We start from the raw sequence: 24,290 nt of genomic DNA, 5'->3' as shown, positions 1-24,290 counted from the left end.
ATACTATTCATTGCAGCTTGTTCATTTGAATTGCCGCGGGCGGCGCGACAGATTTCCTCCAGGTTCCTAGGGAGAAATCTCATGAAGTTCGCCGCCATCTTTGTCGCCGCCGCCGCCCTGGCCAGCGCCGGCTCCAGCTTCGCCTCCGAGCGCGTCTCGGACATGGATTATATGAAGGCCAGCCGCTGCAAGGGCCTCGCCACGACGCTCACCGGCGTGGTCGACGCGAGCTCGATCGACGCCTATCTCAAGTCCGCCCGCAGTTCCCGCTCGCCCGCGGTCTACGAGCGCGCCGACAGCGAGTTCGACAAGGCCAAGCGCGAAGCCCGCAGCGAGGATCGCAAGACCCGTCTGACGGCCGAATTGACCGGCCCCTGCTCGGCCTACCTCGGAGCCCCTGCGAGCATGGCCAAGCGCTGATCGCGCTCCCATTCCGCCACGGCCCCTCACGACCCCTCCCGCGCGCCGCCGACGACCCCGGCGGCGCGCTTTTGTCTTGCGCAACGGCCGGCGGAACCGCACCTGAGCCGTAGGCTTTCCTCAAGGCCCCGCTGGGGGCGGGCAAGGGCAAGGACGCGGATGACGATCTTCAGACCCGGAGAGACGTGCTGGCGCACGGCGGGCGCGGATCGCGTGGCGTTCCTGATCGACAACGAGGCCTATTTCACGGCCGCGTTCGAAGCCATGCAGAAGGCGCGGCGTTCGATCCTGCTGCTCGGCTGGGGGTTCGATCCGCGCACACGCCTGTTCCCCGACGGCTATGACGGGCCGAGCGACCCGGACGAGGTCGGGCGCATCCTGCTCCGCCTGTCCGAAGCCCGCCCCGACCTCGACATCCGCCTGCTGATCTGGAAATCCGCCTTGCCGGTCAGCGCCAGCCAGCAGTTTTTCCCGCACAAGGCGCGGAAGTGGTTCGAGGGCACGAACATCAAGTTCCGCCTCGACGACCAGGTGCCGTTCGGCGCCTGTCATCACCAGAAGGTGCTGGTCATCGACGATCGGCTGGCGTTCTCGGGCGGCGGCGACATCTCCGTCGACCGGTGGGACACGCCAGGCCACCTCGAGCACGATCCGCGGCGGATCATGCCGGACCAGGACTACCACGCGCCCCGGCACGAGGTGATGATGATGGTGGACGGCGAGGCGGCGCGCGCCCTTGGCGACCACTTTCGCGAACGCTGGCGGCGGATGGAGAAGGAAGAGCTGTCGCCGCCGCCCGACGCCGGCGGCGACCCCTGGCCGGACCATGTGCCGCCGCACCTGATCCACGCCCCGGTGGCGATCGCCCGCACGGAGCCCGCCTGGAAACAGGCCGAGACGGTGGCCGAGATCAAGGCCCTGACGCTCGAGTGCATCGCCGAGGCCAGGGACATCATCTATCTGGAGAACCAGTATTTCACCTCCCCCTGGTGGCCGAGTCGCTGGCGGCGCGGCTGGGCGAGCCGGACGGGCCCGAGGTGGTGCTGATCACGACCGGCAAGTCGCCCAGCTGGTTCGACCAGCTGACCATGGACCGCGCGCGCGGCGCCATGATCTGGCGGCTGCGGTCGGCCGACATCTTCGGCCGGTTTCGGGCCTTCTACCCCCGCACCAGCGGCGGCTCGAACATCATCGTCCATTCCAAGGTCAGCATCTTCGACGACCGGATCGTCCGCGTCGGCTCGGCGAACCTCAACAACCGCTCGTTCGGCTTCGACACCGAGCTCGAGCTGGGCGTGGCTTGCGACCACGATGACGCCGCCCGGGTGAATGTCTCGGCGCTGCGTGACCGACTGGTCGGCCACTTCCTGGGCGTGACGGGCGACGCCGTCGGCAAGGCCCGCGCAGAACTGGGCGGCCTCGTCCCCGCGATCGACACACTGAACCGCGAGGGGCGGCTTGTGCCGGTCGACCCGTCCCGCCGCTCGGCCTTCGAGGAGTTCATCGCCGCCTACCACGTGGGCGACCCCACCGAGGTGTCTGACAGCTGGCGGCTCGGACGTCGGCGCGAGCGGTTGTTCGACGAGGCGCGGGCCCAGGGCGAGCGGCGGGCCGGCGGCTCGGCGGTGCGCTAGACGACCTCGAAGTCCATCACCAGCGGCAGATGGTCGGAGGCGACCCGGGTCAGCGGATCGAACGGGGCGAAGACGTCCTGCACCTGGATGCCGGGACTGACGAAGACGTGGTCGATCCGCAGCACGGGAAGCGGCGACGGAAAGGTCGAGGTGGGCGTTTTCCGGGGCGAGAGGCGCCGCGCCGGCTGCAGCTTCGCGGTAAGGGTCCGATAGACCACCGACGTGGCGGTGGCGTTGAAGTCGCCCAACAGTATGGTCGGCCAGCTGCAGTTCGGATGATCCAGCCAGGATGTCCCGGCCAGATGCGCAGCCTGGATCTGTTGCTCGCGAGGCACCAGCCCGAGATGGGTATTGATGACCTGCACGGGCTTGCCGTCGATCTCCACCTCGACCCAGAGCGCGCCGCGCGGCTCCAGCCCCCGCATGCGGTCGTAGCCGGGCAGGGGGCCGACCTTCACCAGCCGCTCCGGATAGGCGGTCAGGATGGCGTCGCCATAACGCTCCTCCTCGACCGTGAAGGCCGGGTGGAAGTGGCTCGTCATCTGGAGCTGTTCGGCGATCTCGTGTGCCTGGTCGGCATAGTTGGTCCGACGACGGCCCACATCCAGCTCCTGCAGGGCCACGATGTCGGGATTGAGCGCCGCCAGCACCGCGGCGATGCGCGGGACGTCGAGGCGGCGGTCGTTCCCGACACAGCGATGGACATTGTACGTGACGATGCGCGGCATGGGGCGGGAGGTCTGGCCGTGAACGGCGGCAAAGGCAAGGTTGCCAACCTTCGGGAGCCCTGCTGAGTTGCGGCCGGGAGGATCTTCAAGTGCCAGTTGCTTTCATCGCCGCCGCGCTGCTGCAAGGCGCGCCCAGCGCGCCCAGCGCGCCCAGCACGCCCAGCACGCCCAGCACGCCCAGCACGCCCAGCACGCCCAGCACGCCCAGCGCGCCGCCGCCACGGCTGCCGAAGACCTTCGACATCCGCACGCACTGGCCGACCAGCGCGCACCGGGCCAACATCGAGGGCCGAGCGGTCGTCGAGTGCAAGGTGAAGCCCGACGGCGTCGCTCACGATTGCGCCGCCGTCAGCGAGGCGCCGGCCGGCATGGGCTTCGGCGTCGCGGCGGTTCGCGCCTACGAGGGGGCGAAGCTCGAGCCTGGCGCGCCCGGGGCGGCCTTCCCGCCGACGGCGCGGTTGCCGCTCAACTTCATCCTGACGCCGCCGGCCCCCTACATCCGCGTCGTCGCGCACGATGGCTGGGCCGTCGTCCAGCAGTGGGAGCGCTGGCGGGACTTCTACCCCGGCAAGGCCCGCGGCGCTGGCGTCTCGGGCCAGGCCGAGGTGAAGTGTTCGGCGCGCGAGGACGGCAAGGTCGGCTGCGAGGTCGTCAGGGAGACGCCGGAAGGTCATGGCTTTGGCGAGGCGGCGCTGAAGATCCAGTCGCGGCTCGCCCTCAGTCCGCCGCCGGGCGGCGCCAAGGCCACCGGTCGCAGCGTACGCACGACCGTCGAATTTCACGCGAGATAACGCAGGGATGACAAGTCTTCCGCTGATGTTGCTCGCGCAGACCGTCGCAGGGGCGGCCGCTCCGGCGCCCACGGCGGCGCCAGCCGACGCCTGGCTCACCCAGGCCGTGGGTGCGCCGGCCGAGCGCCAGCGACATGGCGCGGCGCTATCCTGACCGCGCGGCGCGCGACGGGCTCTCTGGGGCCGCAGTGATGGTGTGCCGCGTGGATGCACAAGGTGGGCTCGGCGACTGCGGGATCACCGAGGTCGATCCGAAGGAGCACGGCTTCGGCGAGGCGACGCTCAGGCTTTCGGCGCTTTTCAAGATGCGCCAGAGCACGGATGACGGCGCGCCGACGCTTGGCCGCCTCGTACGTATTCCAGTCCGCTGGATGCTTTCGCCCAGCAGCGAGCGGGCCCTGACCGTACGCTACGGGGGGCAGGTGGGGCGCGCTCAAGTGAGTTGCCGGTCTCGCGCGGGACGGCTCGACCAGTGCATACCTATTTCCGCCGATCCAGAGACGCCTGACCTCCTCGCGGCGGCGCACGACGTCGCGGTTCAGGTGGATGCATCGGCCGCCAGAATAGCTCCGGGGCCTGTCACATTGCACATAACCTTCGCGCCCTAGATCCGCCGAGGCGGGCGGAAACTGACCGGCGTTTACGTTGACGTTAGCGTCACCTTTTCAGGCGCGTGAGGCCCGCGTATAGGGTCGGCCGAAGCGGCTTCAAACGCTTGTAAGGGGAGACGGCCATGAACCTCGACTTCACGCCCGAAGAGAACGCCTTCCGCGAAGAGGTTCGCGCCTTCATCCGCGACAACTATCCGGCCGAGCTGCGCAAGGCGCAGGACGAGGGCCGGCAGCTGACCAAGGAAGAGTACCTGCTCTGGCACAAGGTGCTGGCGAAGAAGGGCTGGGTCGCTCCGGGCTGGCCGAAGGAACTGGGCGGCACAGGCTGGACCCCCACCCAGAAGTACATCTGGTCGGAAGAGACCGCGAAGGCCGATTGCCTCCCCATCCTGCCGTTCGGGATGTCGATGCTGGCTCCGGTGATCTACACCTTCGGCACCGACGAGCAGAAGAAGAAGTTCCTCCCGGACATCTACAACGGCGACATCTGGTGGTGCCAGGGCTACTCCGAGCCGGGCGCCGGCTCCGACCTCGCCAGCCTGAAGACCAAGGCCGAGCGGATCACCGCCGACGACGGCAAGGAATACTACATCGTCAACGGTCAGAAGACGTGGACGACGCTTGGCCAGTACGCCGACTGGGGCTTCTTCCTGGTGCGCACCGACCCTGACGCCAAGCCGCAGTCGGGCATCTCGTTCCTGCTGATCGATATGAAGACCCCGGGCATCGAGGTCCGCCGGATCACGACCCTGGAAGGCGGCCACGAGGTCAACGACGTCTTCCTCGACAATGTGAAGGTGCCGGTCGAGAACCGCATCTTCCACGAGAACCAGGGATGGACCTGCGCCAAGGCGTTGCTGGCGCACGAGCGCACCGGCATCGCGGGCGTCGCGCGCTCCAAGCGGAATCTCGAGAAGCTGCGCAAGATCGCCAGCACCGAGCGCTCGGACGCTGGCGGCTCGCTGATCGGCGACGCCTTCTTCCGCCGCAAGGTGGCGGAACTCGAGATCGACCTGACCGCGCTGGAGTTCACCGAACTGCGCACCCTGGCGGGCGAGTCGAGCGGCAAGGGCCCCGGCCCGGAGAGCTCGATCCTGAAGATCAAGGGCACCGAGATCCAGCAGCGCCTGCAGGAGCTGGCGCTGGAGGCGGTGGGCCACTACGGCGCGCCGTTCCTGCGCGACCTGCGCGGCTCGAACCTGGGCGTCGGCCCCGAGTACGCCGACGGCCTGGCCGGCGAGTACTTCAACGGCCGCAAGACTTCGATCTACGGCGGGTCCAACGAGATCCAGCGCAACATCATCGCCAAGATGGTGCTGGGCCTCTAAGGCTCAGCCACCGCCCATTCTCGCAGACACACATATTTTCTGAGGAAGCGTCTCTCCGATGGATTTCAGCTTCACCGAAGAACAGTCGATGCTGCGCGACACCGTCGCGAGCTACCTGGCCGACAACTACGACTTCGACAAGCGCCGCGCGGCGCTCGCCAAGGCGCCCAACTGGCGGCCCGACGTCTGGAAGGCCTTCGCCGAGGAGCTGGGCATCCTGGGCGCGCCCTTCTCGGAAGAGCTGGGCGGCCTGGGCGGCGGTCCGATCGAGAACATGGTCGTCATGGAAGAGCTGGGTAAGGCGCTGGTCGTCGAACCCTATCTGCCGACCGTGGTGATCGGCGGCGGCTTCCTGAAGCACTCGGGGTACGCCGGCGCGGCCGACCTGATCGGCGGCATCATCGGCGGCCAGAACATCTTCGCCTTCGCCTACGCCGAGCCGCAGGGCCGCTACAACCTGGCCGACCTGACGACCACGGCGAAGAAGGACGGCGCGGGCTACGTGCTGAACGGCCACAAGGCCGTGGTGATCGGCGCGCCTTACGCGACGCACTTCATCGTCACCGCCCGCACCGCCGGCGGCCAGCGTGACGCCCAGGGCGTCTCGGTGTTCCTGGTGGAGCGCGGCGCGGCCGGCGTCTCGACCCGCGACTACCCGACCGTCGACGGCTTCCTGGCCTCGGAGGTCTATTTCGAGAACGTGTCGCTGGGCGCCGACGCCCTGATCGGCCCGGCCGACAACGGCCTGCCCCTGGTGGAGAAGGTGGTGGACGAGGCCATCGCCGCGACGTGCGCCGAGGCTTGTGGCGTGCTGCGCCGCCTGCAGGAAGGCACGGTCGAGTACACCAAGCAGCGCAAGCAGTTCGGCGTGCCGATCAGCTCGTTCCAGGTGCTGCAGCACCGCATGGTCGACATGTTCATCAACCTCGAGCAGTCGATCTCGATGACCTACATGGCCACGATCAAGCTCTCGGACGACGCGGAGCGGTCGAAGGCCGCATCTGCCGCCAAGGTGCAGATCGGCAAGGCCTGCAAGTTCGTGGGTGAGCAGGCCATCCAGCTGCACGGCGGCATGGGCATGACCGACGAGATGGCCATCGGCCACTACTTCAAGCGCGCCACGATGATCGCCAGCGCCTTCGGCTCGGTGGACCACCACCTGAGCCGCTACGAGTTCCTGAGCCTGGGCCAGGCGGCCTAGCTTGGGCAAGGAGGCCCACGTCCGCGCGGTCTTCCCCGGTGTTCCGGGAGCGGGCGGCGCGGACGAGGGCCGCCTGCAGTACGAGGCGCCGACGCTGGTCTTCCGCGGCCGTGAGCGGCGCGTTTTCGACGCCGAGGCCCTGACGGGCGTCCGCGCCCAGGGCGCCGAGCTGGTGTTGGCCGACGGCTCGCGCTTTCAGCTCGGCGAGAGGCAGGCCGCCAGCTGGGCGGACGCGATCCTCAATCCGAAGGGGCGGCTGGAGAAGATCGGCGTGAAGCCGGGCATGAGGGTCGCCGTGATCGGCGTGGCCGACGAGACCTTCACCTCCGAACTTCGCCACAAGGGCGCTGTCCCCGTCGAGGAGCTGCAGGACCTCGACCTGCTGTTCTACGCCGCCGACAGCGCAGCCGAGCTGAACCGCATCCCCGAACTGGTCCAGACCCTCTCCGAGCGCGGGGCCTTGTGGGTCGTCTCGCGCAAGGGCAAGGCGGCGACGGTGAAGGACGTCCAGGTCATGGCCGCGGCCAAGGCCGCCGGCCTCGTCGACAACAAGGTGGTCGGCTTCTCGGACACCCTGACCGCGCTTCGCTTCGTACGGCGCAAGTTACCTGTGGCGTAATCGACGCCGCTACCGCGCCCAGGCTTCCCTCCCGTCCTCGCGAAGGGAGCCGAAGACATGAACCGCCGCCACATCCTGACCTCGGCGCTGGTCGCCGGGGTCGCCGCGCAGGTCGCAGCCCCAGCGCTTGCCGCGCCCAAGCGTCGGATCAGCCAAATCGTCGCCCGCGACGGGACGCGGCTGCATCACCGCGACTTCGGGGCGGGCCCGAAGACACTCGTCTTCACCGCCAGCTGGGCGCTGGACAGCCGGATGTGGGACTACCAGGTCGCCCACTTCGCGGCGCTGGGCTACCGCTGCATCGCCTGGGATCGGCGCGGGCACGGCCGCTCGGACGTCACCAGCGCGGGCTGGGACATGGACACCCTGGCCGACGACCTGGCGGCTGTGCTGGAGCAGCTGGACCTCCGCGACGTGATCCTCGTCGGCCATTCGATGGGCGGCGCCGAGACCATCCGCTACCTCGCGCGCCACGGCGCCGCGCGCGTTCGAAAGGCGGCGCTGATCGCCCCGGTCGGTCCGTTCCTGCTGCAGGCCGGCGACAACCCGTATGGCGCGCCGCGGTCCGTCTTCGAAGGCGTGTGGGCGCAGTACGCGGCCGACTTCCCGAAATGGGCCTACGAGAACCAGGCGGCCTTCTTCACGCCGCAGACCTCGCGGCCGCTGCAGGAGCAACTGACGCGGCAATTGCTCGAGGTGCCCGCGCCGGTGGCCATCGCCGCCCAGAAGGCGCTGATCACCGCGGACCTTCGGGGCGACCTGTCGAAGATCGGCCGGCCCGTGCTCATCCTACACGGCGACAAGGACGCCTCGGCGCCCCTGGCGGCGACCGGCGCGCGTTTCGCCGCCGGCATCCGCGGCGCGGAACTGAAGGTCTATCCTGGCGCGCCTCATGGGATCTGGGTCACTCATCTGGCGCAGGTGAACCGCGACCTCGAGGCGTTCTTCGGCGGTTGACGTTTCGGGCGAGGTTGCGGGGAGGGGGCGGGGCGGCCTAACCGAAGGCGATGTCTTTCCGCGACTTCGGACTGCTGGTGCTCGTGTGCCTGCTCTGGGCCTCGAACAACATCATCTCGAAGTATGTGGTGAGCTACCTTGAGGCGCCGCCGCTGTTCTATGCGGTGGTGCGGTTCGCCGTGGTGGCGCTGGCGGTGTGCCCCTGGCTGTTCCCGATGCCGCGACCGGCCTGGCGCATGATCATCGTCTGCCTGCTGATGGGCGGCGGCAACTTCGCGCTCCTCTTCGTCGGCCTGAAGATGACCACGCCGTCGGCGGCGGCCGTCGTTGGCCAGGTGGGCGTGCCGATCACGACGCTGCTCTCGGTCCTGATGCTGGGCGAGAAGATCCGCTGGCGGCGCGCGGTGGGCATCCTGCTGACCCTCACCGGCGCCCTCGCAGTGATGTGGGATCCTCACGGCTTCACGCTGTCGACGGGGCTGATGTTCGTCGTCGCGTCGGCCTTCGCGGGCTCGCTGGGCGCCGTGATGATGAAGCAGATGGAAGGGGTGAAGCCGCTACAATTCCAGGCATGGGTCGGCGCCACCTCGATCCTGCCGCTGGCGCTGCTCTCGGCGATCTTCGAACCTGGCCAGGTCCAGGCGGGCGTCGCCGCCGGCTGGCAGTTCTGGGTGGCGGCCGTCTACTCCGGGATCGTCGTCTCGGTCGGCGCCCACACCCTCTATTACGCCCTGATCCAGCGCTACGAGGCGACCCTGATCTCGCCGTTGACGCTGATGACGCCCCTGGCCACCATCGCGCTCGGCGTGGCCCTCCTGGGCGACCCCTTCGGTCCGCGCATGGTGGCCGGCACGGCGCTGGCCCTCGCCGGCGTGCTGATCATCGCTCTCCGCCGCAACCAGGTGATGCCGCTGCTGCTCGCCGTCTGGAACCGCTCGCAATGACCTTCATCGAGGCGCCGTCCCCCAACTTCGACGCCCGCACGGCGCCGCCCGACACGCTGATCATGCACTATACCGGCATGGAGACGGGGGAGGCGGCGCTGGAGCGCCTGCGCGACCCCGAGGCGAAGGTCTCGTCCCACTATCTGGTGGAAGAGGACGGGCGGATCTTCCGGCTCGTGCGGGAGGAGCGGCGGGCCTGGCATGCCGGCGTCTCCTTCTGGAAAGGCCAGCAGGCGCTGAACGGAACCTCGATCGGGATCGAGATCGTCAATCCCGGCCACGAGTTCGGATACCGGCCGTTCCCCGAGGCGCAGATCGCCGCCGTCATCGCGCTCACCGCCGACATCCGCAGCCGCTGGATGATCGAGGACGCCCGCATCGTCGGCCACTCGGATATCGCCCCCGACCGCAAGATCGATCCGGGCGAGCTCTTCCCCTGGAAACGGCTGGCCGAAGCCGGCCACGGCCTCTGGGCGGAAGCGCCGCCGGCTCCGGGCGCTGCGATCGCGGAGGGCGAGGAGGGGGCCGCGGTCTTCGCCCTGCAGGCGGGGCTGACCCGGCTGGGCTACAACCTGCCGCCGTCCGGCAAGTACGACCGTGACACCACCACCGTGGTCAGCGCCTTCCAGCGCCACTGGCGGCCGGAACGGTTCGACGGGATCGCCGACGGCGAGACCCGCGCGCGCCTCATCGCGCTGCTGCGGCTGGCCGGCTGAGCCGGGCCAGAGGTTGACCTCGGTGTCATCCGGTCCCAATTTCCGCGCGGATCAGACGGCCGGGCGGTCGCGGGCCCTCCATTCACCTGGCGGGGCTCGAGGAAAGTCCGGGCTCCACGACGACATGGCGGCGGGTAACGCCCGCCGGGGGCGACCCCAGGGATAGCGCCACAGAAAGCAAACCGCCTCCGCTTGCGGAGGTAAGGGTGAAAGGGTGGGGTAAGAGCCCACCGGGTCGCTGGTAACAGAGGCCGCATGGCAAGCCCCGCCAGGAGCAAGACCGAATAGGGATCCTGCGCCGGAGCAATTCGGCAGGGCCGTCGTCGGCCCGAGGGATCCGGGTTGGTCGCGAGAACCGTCCCGCGAGGGGCGGTCCAGAGGAATGATCGCCGCGCCCGCAAGGGCGGCACAGAACCCGGCTTACAGGCCGTCTGATCCGTTCATCCGCAGCCCCAACCCGCCGCCTCCGGCAAGCTTGGCCATAGGTTCTTTGTATGTTCTGTGGATAAGTAGAAGTTGCCCGTCCTACTCATCCGGACCGTCTCTGTTTTGCGCTCAGAGAGTCATCCAGAGTCATTGTGTCCCAATTGATCCCATGATACCCCAATCAACGTCTCGCTAACCAAAAGCTGCGTTGGGGCGGCGCTGCTGGGTTTGGGCGAGGGTGGCAGGGGACTGGGGCGAGATGTTTCTCTCGACCTTCGAGAAGCAGCTGGACGCCAAGCGGCGCATCGTCGTGCCGCAGGAATTCCGCGCGCTCGCCGCCGGCCCCTTCGACGGCGTGTTCTGCTTCCCCTCCATCGAAGCCGACTGCATCGAAGGCGGCGGCAAGGCCCTGTTCGATCGCTACAACGGCGTCATCGAGGAGCTGGAGTTCGGCGATCCCCTCCGCACCGCCCTGGAAACCTCGGTGCTGGGCGGGATGGCGCGGCTTTCGTTCGATACGGCGGGCCGTATCACCCTGCCTGAGAACCTCTGCCAGATGTTCAGCCTGACCGACTGGGTGACCATCGTCGGTATGGGGGACCGCTTCCAGATCTGGGAACGCGAGGCCTTCAACGCCCACCGCGCCGCCCAGCGCGAGATGGCCCGCCAGGGCCTCGCCGACCTCCGGGCCCAGCAGCGGGCCGCCCGCCTCGGCCAGGCGGGCATGGGCCAGGCCGGCGTGGGGCAGGGGGGCGCCGGATGACGCGGCCGCACGTCCCCGTCCTGCTGAATGAGGTCGTGGACGCGCTCGCCCCCGCGCCCGGCCAACAGATCGTCGACGGCACCTTCGGCGCTGGCGGCTACACCCGCGCCATCCTGGCGACCGGGGCGGCCGTCATCGCCTTCGACCGCGACCCGACCGTGACGCGCTTCGCGGAGGACCTGCCCGCCGACCGCTTCCGCCTGGTGCAGGCCCGCTTCTCCGAGATCGCCGACGTGCTGGACGAGAGCTCTGTCGGCGGCGTGGTCCTGGATATCGGCGTCTCGTCGATGCAGCTGGATCAGCCCGAGCGCGGCTTCTCGTTCATGCAGGACGGGCCGCTGGACATGCGCATGGGCGACACCGGGCCCACGGCCGCCGACCTGGTGAACACCGCCGATCCGGCCGAGCTCGCGCGGATCTTCTTCGTCTATGGGGAGGAGCGGGAGAGCCGCCGCATCGCGCGCGCCATCGCCAAGCGTCGTGAGGAGCAGCCGTTCAGCCGCACCCTGGAACTGGCCGAGTTCATCGAGAAGGCCCTGGGCGGCCGTCGGGGCGCCAAGATCCACCCGGCGACCCGTTCCTTCCAGGGGCTGCGCATCGCCGTGAACGAGGAACTGTCGGAGCTGGAGGCGGGCCTGGCGGCCGCCGAGCGCGTGCTGAAGCCGCAGGGACGCCTCTGCGTCGTCACGTTCCATTCGTTGGAAGACAGAATCGTGAAGAGTTTCCTGCAGGTGCGAGCGGGTAGAACGCCGGCGGGATCGCGCCATGCGCCACCGGTCGAGAAGACTGCGGCGCCGAGCTTCCAGCTCCTCTTCAACGGCGCCCGCGGGCCGTCGGAAGCGGAGACGGCGGCCAACCCCCGAGCCCGTTCGGCGAAGTTGAGAGCGGCCGTGCGCACGGAAGCGCCGGTCTGGAGGGATGCGGCATGAGCCTGCTGAGCCGGAGGATTCGCGGCTTCCGCCTCGTCGACCTGGTGGGCCTGGGCCTGCTGGTGCTCATCATCGTGGGCGTCTACCTGGCCAAGACGATGGCGGGCCGCGAGCGCGCCGAGATCGCCACCATCGAGCGCCAGATCAAGGCCGAGAAGACCCGCATCCGCCTGCTGCAGGCCGAGGTCGCGCACCTCGAACAACCCGGTCGCATCGAGCGGCTGTCGGTCAGCTATCTGAAGATGGAGCCGGTCACGGCGAGCCGCGAGGCCACGCCGGACCAGATCATCGATCTCGCCGCCAAGGGGCCGCCGAAGAAGGACAAGGCGCCCTCGGCGGTCGCCGCCATGGTCAACGGCGGCGACGCGATCCCGGGCGTGCCGCCCCCGCCGCCGCCGGAAACGATGCCTATGCGTGTGGCCGAGGCCGGCCGATGAGCCTGGGCCAGGCCTCGCTGCGCGCCTCGCCGCTGTCGCGCTGGCTGTCCGAGCGCGTGTGGGGGCTGGAGCACGCCTTCGAGCGGGCGCGTGCATCGGGGAAGGCGGAGGACGACACCCGCCTGCGCATCTTCTTCATCCTGGCGCTGTTCGCCCTGGGCTTCGTGACCCTGGCCGTCGGCGCGACGCGCGCCGCCATGTTCTCGGGCGCGCGGCCCGACGGCCGTATCGCCCCGGCGGCGACAACGCGCGCCGACCTCGTCGACCGCAACGGCATGCTGCTGGCCGCCGACCTGCTGCACTACGGCCTCTACATCGATCCCCGCGAAATCTGGGAGCCGGCCGAAACCCGCCGCGCGCTGCTCGCCGCCCTGCCGTCGCTGGACGCCAACCGGCTGGAGCGGGCGCTGCGCGGCAATCGGCGGATCTTCGTGCTCGGCGCGCTGACGCCCCAGCAGCGCAATACCGTCCACGCCCTGGGCCTGCCCGGGGTCAGCTTCGAGCCCGAGCAACGCCGCGTCTATCCTCTCGGTTCGTCGGCCGCGCACATCATCGGCTTCGCCGACGGCGGCGGCGAGGGCATCTCGGGGGCCGAGGCCGCGCTGAACGAGGAGATCCGCGCGGGTGCGGGCGGCGAGATCCCGCTCTCCATCGACCTGCGCGTCCAGGGCGCGCTGGAGGACGAGCTCTACAAGGCGGTCCACGAGTTCACGCCCAAGGGCGCGGTGGGGCTCGTCACCGACGTCCACACCGGCGAGATCCTGGGGATGGCGAGCTGGCCGGTGTTCGATCCGAACAAGCCGGGCAGGGCCGGGGTCTACGCCCAGACCAACCGCGCAGCGGCGACCGTGTTCGAGATGGGCTCGACGTTCAAGGCGTTCACCGTGGCCATCGGCCTGGACGCCGGCGTCGCCACGCCGACCACGATGTTCGACGCCACCGTGCCCTACAAGCTGGGCTACCGGACCATCAACGACTACCACGCCGTGCGGAAGGTGCTGAGCCTCGTCGAGGTGTTCCAGCACTCGTCCAACATCGGCACGGCCAAGCTGGCCGTCGGCATCGGTCCTGAGCGGATGGGCGACTACTTCAAGCGCCTGGGCCTGACCGAGCCGGCGCCGGTGGAGCTGATCGAAACCGCCCGGCCGCTGACGCCCAAGGTGTGGAACGAGGACGCCGTCGCCTCCACCTCGTTCGGCCATGGCATCAACGTGACTCCGCTTGCGCTGGCGCGGGCCTATAACACCATCCTCAACGGCGGCCAGCTGATCCCTCTGACCATCCGAAAGAAGGAACCCGGCGCCGTCGTGGAAGGTCGACGGGTGATGTCCGAGCGCACGTCCCTGCAGATGCTGTCGATCATGCGCGCCAACGTGGCCGGCGAGGCGGGCAGCGGTCGTTCGGCCAACATCGCCGGCCTCTCGGTCGGCGGCAAGACCGGCACCGGCGAGAAGTACGACCCCGCCATCCGCGGCTACAACCACAAGCGCCAGGTCTCGTCGTTCGCTGCGGTGTTCCCCCACCAGCGGCCCAATCGAGGCGAAGCGCTATTTCGTGCTGATCCTCCTGGACGAACCGCACGGCACGGCGCGTTCCGCGGGCTACGCCACGGGCGGGTGGGTGGCTGCGCCTGCGGCCGGCCGGGTGATCGAGCGGATCGCACCCTTCCTGGGCGTGCAACGCCAGCCCGAGATCGTCGAGACCGCGGCGGGACCCGCCCCGGCCGGGAACGGCCAGTGATGCGCCTGTCGCAGATCGTAAAGCGCAGCGTCGGACCCGACGCCGAGATCTCCGGCGTCACCGCCGACAGCCGCAAGGTGAAGCCCGGCGTCCTGTTCGCCGCCCTGCCGGGGACCAAGGTGGACGGCGCCAGCTTCGCCCCGGCCGCGGTCCAGGCGGGCGCGGCCGCCGTCATCGCCGAGCGCGACCTGGGCCTCCCGGTCCCGACCATCGTCTCCAAGGACCCGCGCCGGGCCTATGCCCTGGCCGCCGCCGAGTTCTACGGCCGCCAGCCGCAGGTCTGCGTCGCCGTGACCGGCACGAACGGCAAGACGTCGGTCGCCAACTTCTGCCGCCAGATGTTCGCCCGCGCCGGCCGCACCTCGGCCAGCATGGGCACCCTGGGCGTGACCGTCTCGCGCCCTGGCGGCGCGGTGGAACAGCTGACGCCGCCCGGCCTGACGACGCCGGACGCCGCCGATGTCGCCGAGTGGCTGGCGAGGCTGGCGGGCATGGGCGTCAGCCACTTCGCCATGGAGGCCTCCTCTCACGGCGTGGACCAGCGCCGCCTCGACGGCGTGAGGCTGACCGCCGCGGGCTTCCTGAACCTGACCCAGGATCACCTCGACTACCACGGCACGATGGACGCCTATCAGGCCGCCAAGCTGCGCCTGTTCGACACCCTGCTGCCGCGCGGCGGCACGGCGGTGCTCAACGCCGACTCGGACGCCTTCCCCGCGTTCGCGGCCTCGGCGGTGATCGCCGGCCAGTGGGTGATGACGGTCGGCGAGACCGGCCAGCACATGAAGCTGGTGAAACGCGAACTCCTGCCCGAAGGCCAGCGCCTGCGCATCCAGTGCGAGGGCCGCGCGTGGGACGTGCGCCTGCCGCTGGCGGGCGGGTTCCAGGCCTCGAACGCCCTGGTGGCGGCGGGGGCTCTGCCGGGCGGCCGGGCTGACCCTGGAGGAGACCTTCGCCGGGCTTGAGGCGCTTGAGGGCGCGCCGGGGCGCCTGCAGCGGGTGGGGCAGGGGCCGCGGGGCGGCGAGGCCTATGTCGACTACGCCCACACGCCGGACGGGCTGGAAACGGTGCTGAAGGCGCTGCGCCCGCACGTGCGGGGGCGGCTGATCGTGGTGTTCGGCGCCGGCGGCGACCGCGACCGCGGCAAGCGCCCGATCATGGGCAAGATCGCCGGGGACCTGGCCGACGTCGCTATCGTCACCGACGACAACCCGCGCTCGGAGGTCCCGGCCGCGATCCGCGCCGAGGTGATGGCCGGATGCCCGCAGGCGAAGGACATCGGCGACCGCCGCGAGGCGATCCGGGAAGGCGTGGCCATGCTGCGTGACGGCGACATCCTCGTGGTGGCTGGCAAGGGGCACGAGCAGGGCCAGATCGTCGGCGGCGTGACCCACCCGTTCGACGACGTGACCGAGACCGCCCAGGCGCTGGAGCTGGTCCACCATGGCTGAGCCGCTTTGGACCGCGGCCGACCTCGCCGCCGCCACGGGCGGTAGGGTTACCGCTGGTTTCGAGACCGCCGGCGTCTCGATCGACACGCGCACCCTGGAGGCGGGCGACCTGTTCGTGGCGCTGGCCGGCGTGCGCGACGGTCACGAGTTCGTCGCCCAGGCCATGGCGGCGGGGGCGGCTGGCGTGCTGGCGTCCGAGCCGGTCGACGCGCCGTCCGTGATCGTTCCGGACACCTTGAAGGCGCTGGAGCAGCTGGGCGTCGCCGCCCGTGAGCGGGCGCCGCACGTGAGGCGCGGCGCGGTGACCGGCTCGGTCGGCAAGACCAGCGTCACCCAGGCGATCATGGCCGGCCTCTCCCTGGCTGGTCCGGCGCACTCGTCGGTGAAGAGCTACAACAACCACATCGGCGTTCCGCTGACGCTGGCGCGGATGCCGCGGACGGTGGACCGCGCGGTGTTCGAGATCGGCATGAACCACGCCGACGAGATCCGGCCGCTGTCGAAGTTCGTACGGCCGCACGCCGTGGTCGTGACCACCGTGGGGCCCGTGCACACCGAGAACTTCGCCGACGGCGAGACCGGCGTGGCCCACGCCAAGGCCGAGATCTTCGAGGGGCTCGAGCCGGGCGGGATCGCGGTGCTCAACGCCGACAACCGCTGGTTCGACCTGCTGAAGGCCGAAGCGAACAGGGTCGGGGCCACGATCCGCACCTTCGGGACCGCCGAAGGCTGCGACGCCCGCCTGATCGACTTCCAGATTCCGGGGCCGCACGCAGTGGTCCAGGCGCGGCTTGATGGCGAGGCGTTGGACTTCCCGATCCTGCAGACGGGCCTCCACTGGGGCCTGAACAGCATGGCGGTTCTGCTGATGCTGCGGGCGCTGGACGTCGACCTGAACGACAGCCTCGCGGCGCTGGGCTCGTTCGAGCCGCTGGCCGGCCGCGGCGCCGAGGCGACGATCGCCAAGGGGGCGGGCGCCTTCACGCTGATCGACGAGAGCTACAACGCCAATCCGATCTCCATGGCCTCGGCGATCAAGACCCTCGGCGCCCGCGAGGCCGCCGGCCGCCGCATCGTGGCGCTCACCGACATGCTCGAACTCGGGCCCGAGGCGCAGGCCTTCCATGCGGGGCTCGCCGAGCCGCTGGAGGCTGCGTCGATCGACCTCGTCTTCTGCGCCGGTCCGCTGATGAAATCCCTCTGGGACGCCCTTCCGCCGACTCGGCGAGGCGGGTACGCCGAAACCGCTGCGGAGCTCGCGCCGCAGGTCGTCCAGGCCGTAGAGCCCGGCGACGTGGTGATGGTGAAAGGGTCGAACGGGTCGAGGGCCGGCGCCATCGCGCAGGCCCTGTCTGCGCTCGCGCCCGGCTCGGGGAGGCGGCCTGATGTTCTACTGGCTGTACGAACAGTTCGCGGCCTCGGGCTACGTCCCGATCCTCAACCTGCTGAAATACCAGACCTTCCGCACGGGGATGGCCATCTTCACGGCCCAGTTCATCGTGGTCGCGATGGGCTCGCGCTTCATTCGCTGGATGCAGGCCAAGCAGGGCAAGGGCCAGCCGATCCGCGCCGAAGGCATCGAGCGCCACGTCATCGAGAAGGCCGGCACGCCGACCATGGGCGGGGTGATGATCCTGGCGGGCCTGCTCGCCGGAACCCTGCTTTGGAGCGATCTTTCCAACGTCTATGTCTGGGCCGTGGTGCTGGTCACCGCCGGCTATGGGCTGCTGGGCTTCATGGACGACTACGCCAAGGTCACGCGGCAATCGACCGCCGGGGTCTCGGGCAGGGTGCGGCTGGTGCTGGAAGCGGGCATCGCCATGGCGGCGGTGGCGCTGATCATCGTCTTCGCCCAGAAGCCGGCCCAGACGCCGGAGCTGCTGACCTCGGTCACCTTCCCGCTGTTCAAGCAGTTCTTCCTCGACCTCGACTGGTTCTACCTGCTGTTCGGCGCCTTCATCATCGTCGGCGCGGCCAACGCCGTGAACTTCACGGACGGGCTGGATGGGCTGGCGACGGTTCCGGTGATGATCGCCGCGGCCGCCTACGGGCTGATCGCCTACCTGGTCGGCAACTTCGTCTTCTCGAACTACCTGCAGCTCCACCACGTGCCGGGCGTCGGCGAGATCTCGGTCTTCTGCGGCGCGCTGATCGGCGCAGGACTGGGCTTCCTCTGGTACAACGCGCCGCCGGCCAAGATCTTCATGGGCGACACGGGTTCGCTGGCGCTCGGCGGCGCCGTCGGCACGGTCGCGGTCGCTACGCGGCACGAGATCATCCTGGCGGTGATCGGCGGACTGTTCGTCGCCGAGACCCTGTCGGTGATCATCCAGGTCGCCTGGTTCAAGCGGACCGGCCGGCGGATCTTCCTCATGGCGCCGATCCACCACCATTTCGAGAAGCTGGGCTGGTCGGAATCCACCGTCGTCATCCGCTTCTGGATCGTCGCCATCATGCTGGCCCTGCTGGGCCTCGCCACCCTCAAGCTCCGGTAGGGAGGTCGCGCGCACGCCATGATCCCGGTCCGCGGCTTCGAAGGCAGGACGGTCGCCGTGTTCGGCCTGGCCCGTACGGGCCTCGCCGCCGCGCGCGCGCTCATGGCCGGGGAGCCCAGGTGGCGCTGTGGGACGATAACCCGAAGTCCCGGGCGGCCGCGGAGGCGGACGGGTTCGAGCTCACCGACCTGACCCGGGCCGACTGGAGCCGGTTCGCCGCCGTGATGCTGTCGCCCGGCGTGCCGCTGACCCACCCCGCGCCGCACTGGACGGTGGAGCGCGCCCGCGAAGCCGGCGTCGAGATCCTCGGCGACATCGAGCTCTTCGCCCGCACCGTGAACGCGGCGCCCGACCACAAGCGGCCGAAGATCGTCGCCATCACCGGCACCAACGGAAAGTCGACGACCACGGCGCTGATCGGCCACATCCTCGCCGAGGCCGGCCGCGACGTGCGCATCGGGGGGCAACATCGGCTACGGCGTCCTGAGCCTCGAGGACATGCACGGCGGGGCGGTCTACGTCCTCGAGCTCTCGTCCTACCAGCTGGACCTGACGTCGAGCCTGCACCCCGATGTCACCGTCATCCTGAACATCTCGCCGGACCATCTCGAGCGGCACGGCTCGATGGAGAACTACGTGGCCGCCAAGCGCCGCATCCTCGCCAACCAGGGCAAGGGCGACACGGCGGTGATCGGCGTGGACGATCCCTGGGGGCAGCGGATCTGCACAGAGATCACCGCCGCCAACCGCCGCACCATCGTGCCGATCTCGGCGTCCAAGGCGATGAGCCGCGGCGTCTACGCGCTCGACGGCCTGCTGTACGACGCCACCGGCGAGCGCGCCCATGAGGCGGCGGACCTGAAGCGCGCCCGCTCGCTCCCGGGCCGGCACAACTGGCAGAACGCCGCCGCCGCCTACGCCGCGGCCAAGGGGCTGGGCGTGCCCGGCGACGAAGCCGCCCAGCATTTGATGACCTTCCCGGGCCTCGCCCATCGGATGGAGACGGTGGCGACCCTGGGCAAGGTGCGGTTCGTCAACGACAGCAAGGCCACCAACGCCGACGCCGCGCGCCAGGCGATGTCCAGCTATCCCAAGTTCTTCTGGATCGCCGGCGGCCTCGCCAAGACCGGCGGCATCGACAGCCTGACCGACCTGTTCCCGCGCATCGAGAAGGCCTACCTCGTCGGCGAGGCCGCGCCGGCCTTCGCCCAGACGCTCAGGGGACGCGTCGCCGCCGTCGAGGCCGGCGTCATCGAGACCGCCGTCCAGCAGGCGTTCGCGGATGCGAACGCCACCGGACAGGACGCCGTCGTCCTGCTGTCGCCGGCCTGCGCCTCGTTCGATCAGTTCGCCGATTTCGAAGAGCGCGGCGAGGCTTTCCGGGCGGCCGTCCAGCGGCTGGCCCAAGCCCAGGTTTCCGCCGCATGACCACCGTCAGCCAGGCTCACGCCTTTCCCCGTTCCGACCGCTCGCCGCTGGGCGTGTGGTGGTGGACGGTCGACCGCTGGATGCTGGGCGTCGTGGGTCTGCTGATCTTCATTGGCATCCTGATGTCGTTCGCCGCGAGTCCGGCGGCCGCGGCGCGCATGAATCTCGGCGATCCCTTCCATTTCGCCGTCCGCCAGTGCGTCTTCGCGGTGGGCTCCACCGTCATCCTGATCAGCATCTCGATGCTGGACGTGAAGAACGTCCGCCGCGCCGCCTTCTTCATCTGGCTCGCCGCCATCGCCGTGATGGTCGCGCTGCCCTTCATCGGCCACAACGCCAAGGGGGCGACCCGCTGGATCGAGTTCGGCGGCTTCACCTTCCAGCCTTCGGAATACATGAAGCCGGCGCTGATCATCCTGGTCGCCTGGATGTTCGCCGAGGGCCAGAAGGGGCAGGGCGTGCCGGGCGTCTCGATCGCCTTCGGTCTCTATGCCGTCTCGGTGGGCCTGCTGCTGATCCAGCCGGACGTCGGCCAGACCGTGCTCATCACCGTCGCCTTCGGCGCGGCGTTCTGGATGGCGGGCGTGCCGCTGTCCTGGGTGATGCTGCTGGGGGCTATGGCCGTGGCCGGCCTCTCTTCGACCTACTTCCTGTTCCCGCACGTGGCCAGCCGCGTCGACCGGTTCCTCAGCCCCGACAAGGCCGACACCCACCAGGTGGACCGCGCCGCCGAGGCGATCGCAGCCGGCGGCTTCTTCGGCCGCGGCCCCGGCGAGGGCGTGATGAAGCGCCACGTGCCCGACCTGCACACGGACTTCATCTATTCGGTGGGCGCCGAGGAGTACGGCCTGGTCTTCAGCCTGCTCCTGATCTCGCTGTTCGCCTTCGTGGTGATCCGCGGCCTCTACCGCGCCATGAAGCTGTCGGACCCGTTCGAGCAGGTCGCCGCGGCGGGCCTGTTCGTGCTGGTGGGCCAGCAGGCGATCATCAATGTCGCCGTGAACCTCAACCTGATCCCGACCAAGGGCATGACGCTGCCGTTCATCAGCTACGGCGGGTCGTCCATGCTGGCGATGGGGCTGACCCTGGGCATGGCTCTGGCGCTCACCCGCCGCCGGCCTGGCGCCTATACCCCGACCGAGGGGCTCGCCAAGGCGGGCGCCTTCGCCTAAGCGTCCCGCCAATCATGCGTAAGATCGCCGTCGTCGCCGCCGGGGGCACCGGAGGCCACCTCTTTCCCGCTCAGGCGCTCGCCGAGGCGCTGATCGCCCGCGGCTGGGGCGTCGTGCTCGCCTCGGACGAGCGGGTCGCCGGCCTGGCCCAGGACTTTCCGGCCGAACGCCGCATCGGCCTCTCCGCCGCCACGTACAAGCCGGGCGATCCGATCGGCATGATGCGCGCGGGCTTTGCGGTCATGCGCGGGGCCATGCACGCCCGCGCCGCGTTCCGCGAAATCGGCCCGAACGTGGTCGTGGGCTTCGGCGGTTATCCCTCGGCGCCGGCGCTGGTCGCCGCGCTGCTGGACCGCCGCCCGACGGTGATCCACGAGCAGAACGCGGTCATGGGCCGGACCAACCGGCTGCTGGCGTCGCACGTGAAGACCGTCGCCTGCGCCTTCCCGACGCTGAAGAAGGCCCCGGAGAAGGTCGCCGCCCGGGCCGTCGTGGTCGGCAACCCTGTTCGGCCGCCCATCCGGGCGCTGGCCGACGTCCCCTACGTCCCGCCCGAGCCGAACGGACCCGTGCGCCTGCTGGTCACGGGCGGCAGCCAGGGTGCGCGCCTGCTGTCGGAACTGGTGCCGGAGGCGGTCAAGGCGCTGCCGGAGGACCTGCGCCGGCGGCTGGCGGTCCAGCAGCAGACCCGCGCGGAGTCGATGAACGCCGCGCGGCGCGCCTATCGCGACGCGCTGGTGGACGCCGAGATCGCGCCCTTCTTCCGGGACATCGCCAGCCGCCTGCGCGACGCCCACCTCGTGATCGGCCGGGCCGGCGCGGGCACGGTGTGCGAGTTCGCGGTGGCGGCTAAGCCCTCGATCCTGGTGCCGCTGGCCATCGCCATCGACGACGACCAGGGCCAGAACGCCAAGCTGCTGGCCGACGCCGGCGGCGCCGAGGTGGCGCGCGAGCACCAGCTCACGGTCGACAGCCTGGCCAACGCGCTGGAGAAGCTGCTGAACAACCCCGCCCGCCTTCAGCGGATGGCGGACGCGGCCCGCTCGGTGGCGATCCCGGACGCGGCCGAGCGCCTGGCCGACGTGGTGGAGCAGACCGCCCGCGGCGGCTAGCAATTGCTCACGAGGGCGGTCGGCGGTAGCAGATCGCTATGAATCGCCGCCCCGTACCCTTCGCGATCGGCCCCGTGCATTTCATCGGCATCGGCGGCATCGGCATGAGCGGCATCGCCGAGATCATGTTGCGCACCGGCTACCAGGTGCAGGGCTCGGACGCCAAGGCCAGCGCGAACACCGAGCGGCTGGAGAAGCTGGGCGCGAAGATCTTCATCGGGCACGACGCCGCCAATGTCGAAGGCGCCTACGCCATCGTCTATTCAACGGCGGTGAAGCCGGACAATCCGGAGATGGTCGCCGGCCGCGAGAAGCGCCTGCCCTTGGTGCGCCGGGCCGAGATGCTGGCCGAGCTGATGCGGCTGCAGTTCTCGGTGGCCGTGGGCGGCACGCATGGCAAGACCACCACGACGTCGATGGTGGCGACGCTGCTGGACGCCGGGGGGCTCGATCCGACGGTGGTCAACGGCGGCATCATCAACGCCTACGGCACCAATGCGAAGGTCGGCGCCGGCGACTGGATCGTGGTCGAGGCCGACGAGAGCGACGGCACGTTCCTGAAGCTGAAGTCGACGGCCGCGGTCGTCACCAACATCGATCCCGAGCACCTCGACCACTACGGCGACTTCGAGGCCGTGAAGAAAGCCTTCCAGGACTTCGTCGAGAACATCCCGTTCTACGGCTTCGCCGCCGTCTGCACCGACCATCCGGAAGTCCAGGCCATGGCCGCCCGGGTCGAGAACCGCCGTCTCGTCACCTACGGCGTCAATCCGCAGGCCGAGGTGCGGGCGCACAACATCCGCATGGGGCCGGAAGGCGCGCGTTTCTCGGTGATGATCCAGCCGCGGGACGGCAGCTTCACGTCCTACGATGACCTCCTGCTGCCGATGGCGGGGCAGCACAACGTCCAGAACGCGCTGGCCGCCATCGCCGTGGCCCGAGAGCTCGGCGTGGCGCACGACGCCATCCGCAAGGGGCTGGCGGCCTTCGGCGGGGTGAAGCGTCGCTTCACGACGACGGGCGTGGCCGACGGGGTCCGTGTCCTCGACGACTACGGCCACCATCCGGTGGAGATCGCCTCGGTGCTGAAGGCGGCCCGCGCGGTGACCGAAGGCAAGGTGATCGCGGTGGTCCAGCCGCACCGGTACACGCGCCTTCGCGACCTCTTCGACGACTTCTGCGCCTGTTTCAACGACGCCGACACTGTGGTCGTGGCCGACGTCTACCCCGCCGGCGAACAGCCGATCGAGGGCGTCGACAAGGACGGCCTCGTCAGCGGCCTGCGCCGTTACGGCCACCGCCGGGTCGTGCCGCTCCCTGCGCCGGGGGAGCTCGCGAAGCTCGTGCGCGAGGAAGCCCAGAGCGGCGACCTCGTGGTGCTGCTGGGCGCCGGCGACATCACCAGCTGGGCCTACGCCCTGCCGGGCGAACTTGAAGCCCTGGGCCAGGCCGCGCAATGAGCTGGAAGGACAAGCTTCCGCCCGTCCGTGGCAAGGTGCTGAAGGACGAGCCGCTCGGCCCCTTCACCTGGTTCCGCGTCGGCGGGCCGGCCGACGTGATCTTCCTGCCGGAGGACGAGGACGACCTGGCGGCCTTCCTGAAGGGGCTGCCGGCGGACGTGCCGGTGACGGTCCTGGGCGTCGGCTCCAACACCCTGGTCCGCGACGGCGGCGTGGACGGCGTGGTTATCCGGTTGGGAAAGGCGTTCGCCAAGGTCGAGCCGCGCGGCGACAACCGCATCTATGCCGGAGCGGCGGCGCTCGACGCGGTGGTGGCGCGGGAGGCCGGCAAGGCGGGGATCGCGGGGCTCGAGTTCTATCGCGGCGTGCCCGGGACGATCGGCGGGGCGCTGGTCATGAACGCCGGCTGCTACGGCTCCGAGACCAAGGACGTGCTGGTCGAGGCCTATGCGCTGACCCGGGGCGGGGAGCGGATCACGCTCTCCAACGCGGACCTGGAGTACGCCTACCGCAAGTCCGCGCGGGCGGCGGCGCAGCAGCTGATCTTCCTCGGCGCGCTGTACGAGGGCGCGGCCGACGAGCCGGCCGCCGTCGAGGCGCGGATGGCCGAGATCACGGCGCGTCGCGAGCAGACCCAGCCGATCCGCGAGAAGACGGGCGGCTCGACCTTCAAGAACCCGCCGGGACATTCGTCCTGGAAGCTGGTCGACGAGGCCGGATGGCGCGGGAAGCTGTTCGGCGGGGCGATGTTCTCGCCGCTGCACGCGAACTTCCTGATCAACACCGGCGAGGCGACGGCGGCCGATCTCGAAGGTCTCGGCGAGGCGGTCCGGGCCGACGTGAAGGCCAAGTTCGGCGTTGACCTGGATTGGGAAATCAAGCGTATCGGGCGCCCGCCGCAAGCTTGATCCGATGCTGCCGCCAAGC

At 69.8% G+C, this 24,290-nt stretch carries 20 protein-coding genes, 1 other RNA gene and 4 pseudogenes; 24 read left to right on the top strand and 1 reads right to left on the bottom strand.

Annotated features, from left to right (window positions below):
• Positions 1–81 precede the first annotated feature (81 nt).
• The 3 genes from LRS10_RS21200 (at position 82) to LRS10_RS21190 (ending at position 2,054) form a co-directional block, all read left to right on the top strand.
• Entirely contained in the window at positions 82–420 is a 339-nt protein-coding gene (locus tag LRS10_RS21200) for a hypothetical protein (RefSeq protein WP_257838971.1), read from the top strand.
• A 159-nt stretch (positions 421–579) separates the two neighbouring features.
• Entirely contained in the window at positions 580–1,467 is an 888-nt protein-coding gene (locus LRS10_RS21195; RefSeq protein ID WP_257838970.1) for a hypothetical protein, read from the top strand.
• On the top strand, positions 1,410–2,054 hold the full coding sequence (locus LRS10_RS21190) for a phospholipase D-like domain-containing protein (protein WP_257838969.1): 645 nt from the start codon (positions 1,410–1,412) through the stop codon (positions 2,052–2,054). The genes LRS10_RS21195 and LRS10_RS21190 overlap by 58 nt, the downstream gene beginning before the upstream one ends.
• Here LRS10_RS21190 and LRS10_RS21185 read toward each other — a convergent pair.
• Positions 2,051–2,782, bottom strand: coding sequence for an endonuclease/exonuclease/phosphatase family protein (locus LRS10_RS21185; RefSeq protein ID WP_257838968.1), 732 nt, complete (start codon positions 2,780–2,782; stop codon positions 2,051–2,053). The genes LRS10_RS21190 and LRS10_RS21185 overlap by 4 nt on opposite strands.
• 89 nt (positions 2,783–2,871) lie before the next feature.
• Here LRS10_RS21185 and LRS10_RS21180 point away from each other — a divergent pair, with 89 nt between their 5' ends.
• From LRS10_RS21180 to murB, 21 genes and pseudogenes are all read left to right on the top strand, one after another.
• Positions 2,872–3,573 carry an energy transducer TonB gene (locus tag LRS10_RS21180; protein ID WP_257838967.1) on the top strand — a complete coding sequence of 234 codons (702 nt, stop codon included), beginning with the start codon at positions 2,872–2,874 and terminating at the stop codon, positions 3,571–3,573.
• A gap of 134 nt (positions 3,574–3,707) precedes the next feature.
• Positions 3,708–4,181 carry an energy transducer TonB gene (locus LRS10_RS21175; protein WP_257838966.1) on the top strand — a complete coding sequence of 158 codons (474 nt, stop codon included), beginning with the start codon at positions 3,708–3,710 and terminating at the stop codon, positions 4,179–4,181.
• 125 nt (positions 4,182–4,306) lie between these two features.
• Positions 4,307–5,512: an acyl-CoA dehydrogenase family protein gene (locus tag LRS10_RS21170; protein WP_257838965.1), complete on the top strand. Its 1,206-nt coding sequence runs from the start codon at positions 4,307–4,309 to the stop codon at positions 5,510–5,512.
• 58 nt (positions 5,513–5,570) lie between these two features.
• Positions 5,571–6,713 carry an acyl-CoA dehydrogenase family protein gene (locus tag LRS10_RS21165; RefSeq protein ID WP_257838964.1) on the top strand — a complete coding sequence of 381 codons (1,143 nt, stop codon included), beginning with the start codon at positions 5,571–5,573 and terminating at the stop codon, positions 6,711–6,713.
• Between the two features lies 1 nt (position 6,714).
• Positions 6,715–7,332, top strand: coding sequence for a DUF3052 domain-containing protein (locus tag LRS10_RS21160; protein WP_257838963.1), 618 nt, complete (start codon positions 6,715–6,717; stop codon positions 7,330–7,332).
• Between the two features lie 57 nt (positions 7,333–7,389).
• Positions 7,390–8,289, top strand: coding sequence for an alpha/beta fold hydrolase (locus LRS10_RS21155; protein WP_257838962.1), 900 nt, complete (start codon positions 7,390–7,392; stop codon positions 8,287–8,289).
• A 50-nt stretch (positions 8,290–8,339) separates the two neighbouring features.
• Entirely contained in the window at positions 8,340–9,233 is an 894-nt protein-coding gene (locus LRS10_RS21150) for a DMT family transporter (protein ID WP_257838961.1), read from the top strand.
• Entirely contained in the window at positions 9,230–9,949 is a 720-nt protein-coding gene (locus LRS10_RS21145; RefSeq protein ID WP_257838960.1) for an N-acetylmuramoyl-L-alanine amidase, read from the top strand. The genes LRS10_RS21150 and LRS10_RS21145 overlap by 4 nt, the downstream gene beginning before the upstream one ends.
• Before the next feature lie 51 nt (positions 9,950–10,000).
• Positions 10,001–10,388, top strand: an RNA gene (gene rnpB, locus LRS10_RS21140) — RNase P RNA component class A.
• 246 nt (positions 10,389–10,634) lie between these two features.
• The gene (locus tag LRS10_RS21135) at positions 10,635–11,138 is read left to right on the top strand and encodes a division/cell wall cluster transcriptional repressor MraZ (protein ID WP_257838959.1); all 504 of its coding nucleotides are present in this window, start codon (positions 10,635–10,637) and stop codon (positions 11,136–11,138) included.
• Positions 11,135–12,067 (top strand): 16S rRNA (cytosine(1402)-N(4))-methyltransferase RsmH, encoded by a 933-nt coding sequence (gene rsmH / locus LRS10_RS21130; RefSeq protein WP_257838958.1) that lies wholly within the window; start codon positions 11,135–11,137, stop codon positions 12,065–12,067. Before LRS10_RS21135 ends, rsmH begins: the two co-directional genes overlap by 4 nt.
• Positions 12,064–12,504 (top strand): cell division protein, encoded by a 441-nt coding sequence (locus LRS10_RS21125; protein ID WP_257838957.1) that lies wholly within the window; start codon positions 12,064–12,066, stop codon positions 12,502–12,504. Before rsmH ends, LRS10_RS21125 begins: the two co-directional genes overlap by 4 nt.
• Positions 12,501–14,244: pseudogene (locus LRS10_RS21120) on the top strand (peptidoglycan D,D-transpeptidase FtsI family protein). The gene LRS10_RS21125 and the pseudogene LRS10_RS21120 overlap by 4 nt, the downstream one beginning before the upstream one ends.
• Positions 14,244–15,696 (top strand): annotated as a pseudogene (locus LRS10_RS21115) (UDP-N-acetylmuramoyl-L-alanyl-D-glutamate--2,6-diaminopimelate ligase). The pseudogenes LRS10_RS21120 and LRS10_RS21115 overlap by 1 nt, the downstream one beginning before the upstream one ends.
• Positions 15,689–17,065: pseudogene (murF, locus tag LRS10_RS21110) on the top strand (UDP-N-acetylmuramoyl-tripeptide--D-alanyl-D-alanine ligase); the annotation flags it as partial. The pseudogenes LRS10_RS21115 and murF, both read left to right, overlap by 8 nt.
• A 16-nt stretch (positions 17,066–17,081) precedes the next feature.
• Positions 17,082–18,191, top strand: coding sequence for a phospho-N-acetylmuramoyl-pentapeptide-transferase (mraY, locus tag LRS10_RS21105; RefSeq protein WP_257838956.1), 1,110 nt, complete (start codon positions 17,082–17,084; stop codon positions 18,189–18,191).
• Between the two features lie 18 nt (positions 18,192–18,209).
• Positions 18,210–19,619: pseudogene (gene murD, locus LRS10_RS21100) on the top strand (UDP-N-acetylmuramoyl-L-alanine--D-glutamate ligase).
• Positions 19,616–20,791, top strand: a complete 1,176-nt coding sequence (gene ftsW / locus LRS10_RS21095; protein WP_257838955.1) for a putative lipid II flippase FtsW — start codon at positions 19,616–19,618, stop codon at positions 20,789–20,791. Before murD ends, ftsW begins: the two are co-directional and overlap by 4 nt.
• Before the next feature lie 14 nt (positions 20,792–20,805).
• On the top strand, positions 20,806–21,903 hold the full coding sequence (gene murG, locus LRS10_RS21090; RefSeq protein WP_257838954.1) for an undecaprenyldiphospho-muramoylpentapeptide beta-N-acetylglucosaminyltransferase: 1,098 nt from the start codon (positions 20,806–20,808) through the stop codon (positions 21,901–21,903).
• A gap of 32 nt (positions 21,904–21,935) precedes the next feature.
• Complete coding sequence (murC, locus tag LRS10_RS21085) at positions 21,936–23,363, top strand: UDP-N-acetylmuramate--L-alanine ligase (RefSeq protein ID WP_257839233.1); 1,428 nt, start codon at positions 21,936–21,938, stop codon at positions 23,361–23,363.
• Positions 23,360–24,271 carry a UDP-N-acetylmuramate dehydrogenase gene (gene murB, locus LRS10_RS21080; protein ID WP_257838953.1) on the top strand — a complete coding sequence of 304 codons (912 nt, stop codon included), beginning with the start codon at positions 23,360–23,362 and terminating at the stop codon, positions 24,269–24,271. The genes murC and murB overlap by 4 nt, the downstream gene beginning before the upstream one ends.
• The last annotated feature ends 19 nt before the right edge of the window (positions 24,272–24,290 follow it).

Source organism: Phenylobacterium sp. J426, from assembly GCF_024699945.1.
GTDB lineage: Bacteria > Pseudomonadota > Alphaproteobacteria > Caulobacterales > Caulobacteraceae > Phenylobacterium.
This window is presented reverse-complemented; position numbering and strand designations above follow the sequence as displayed.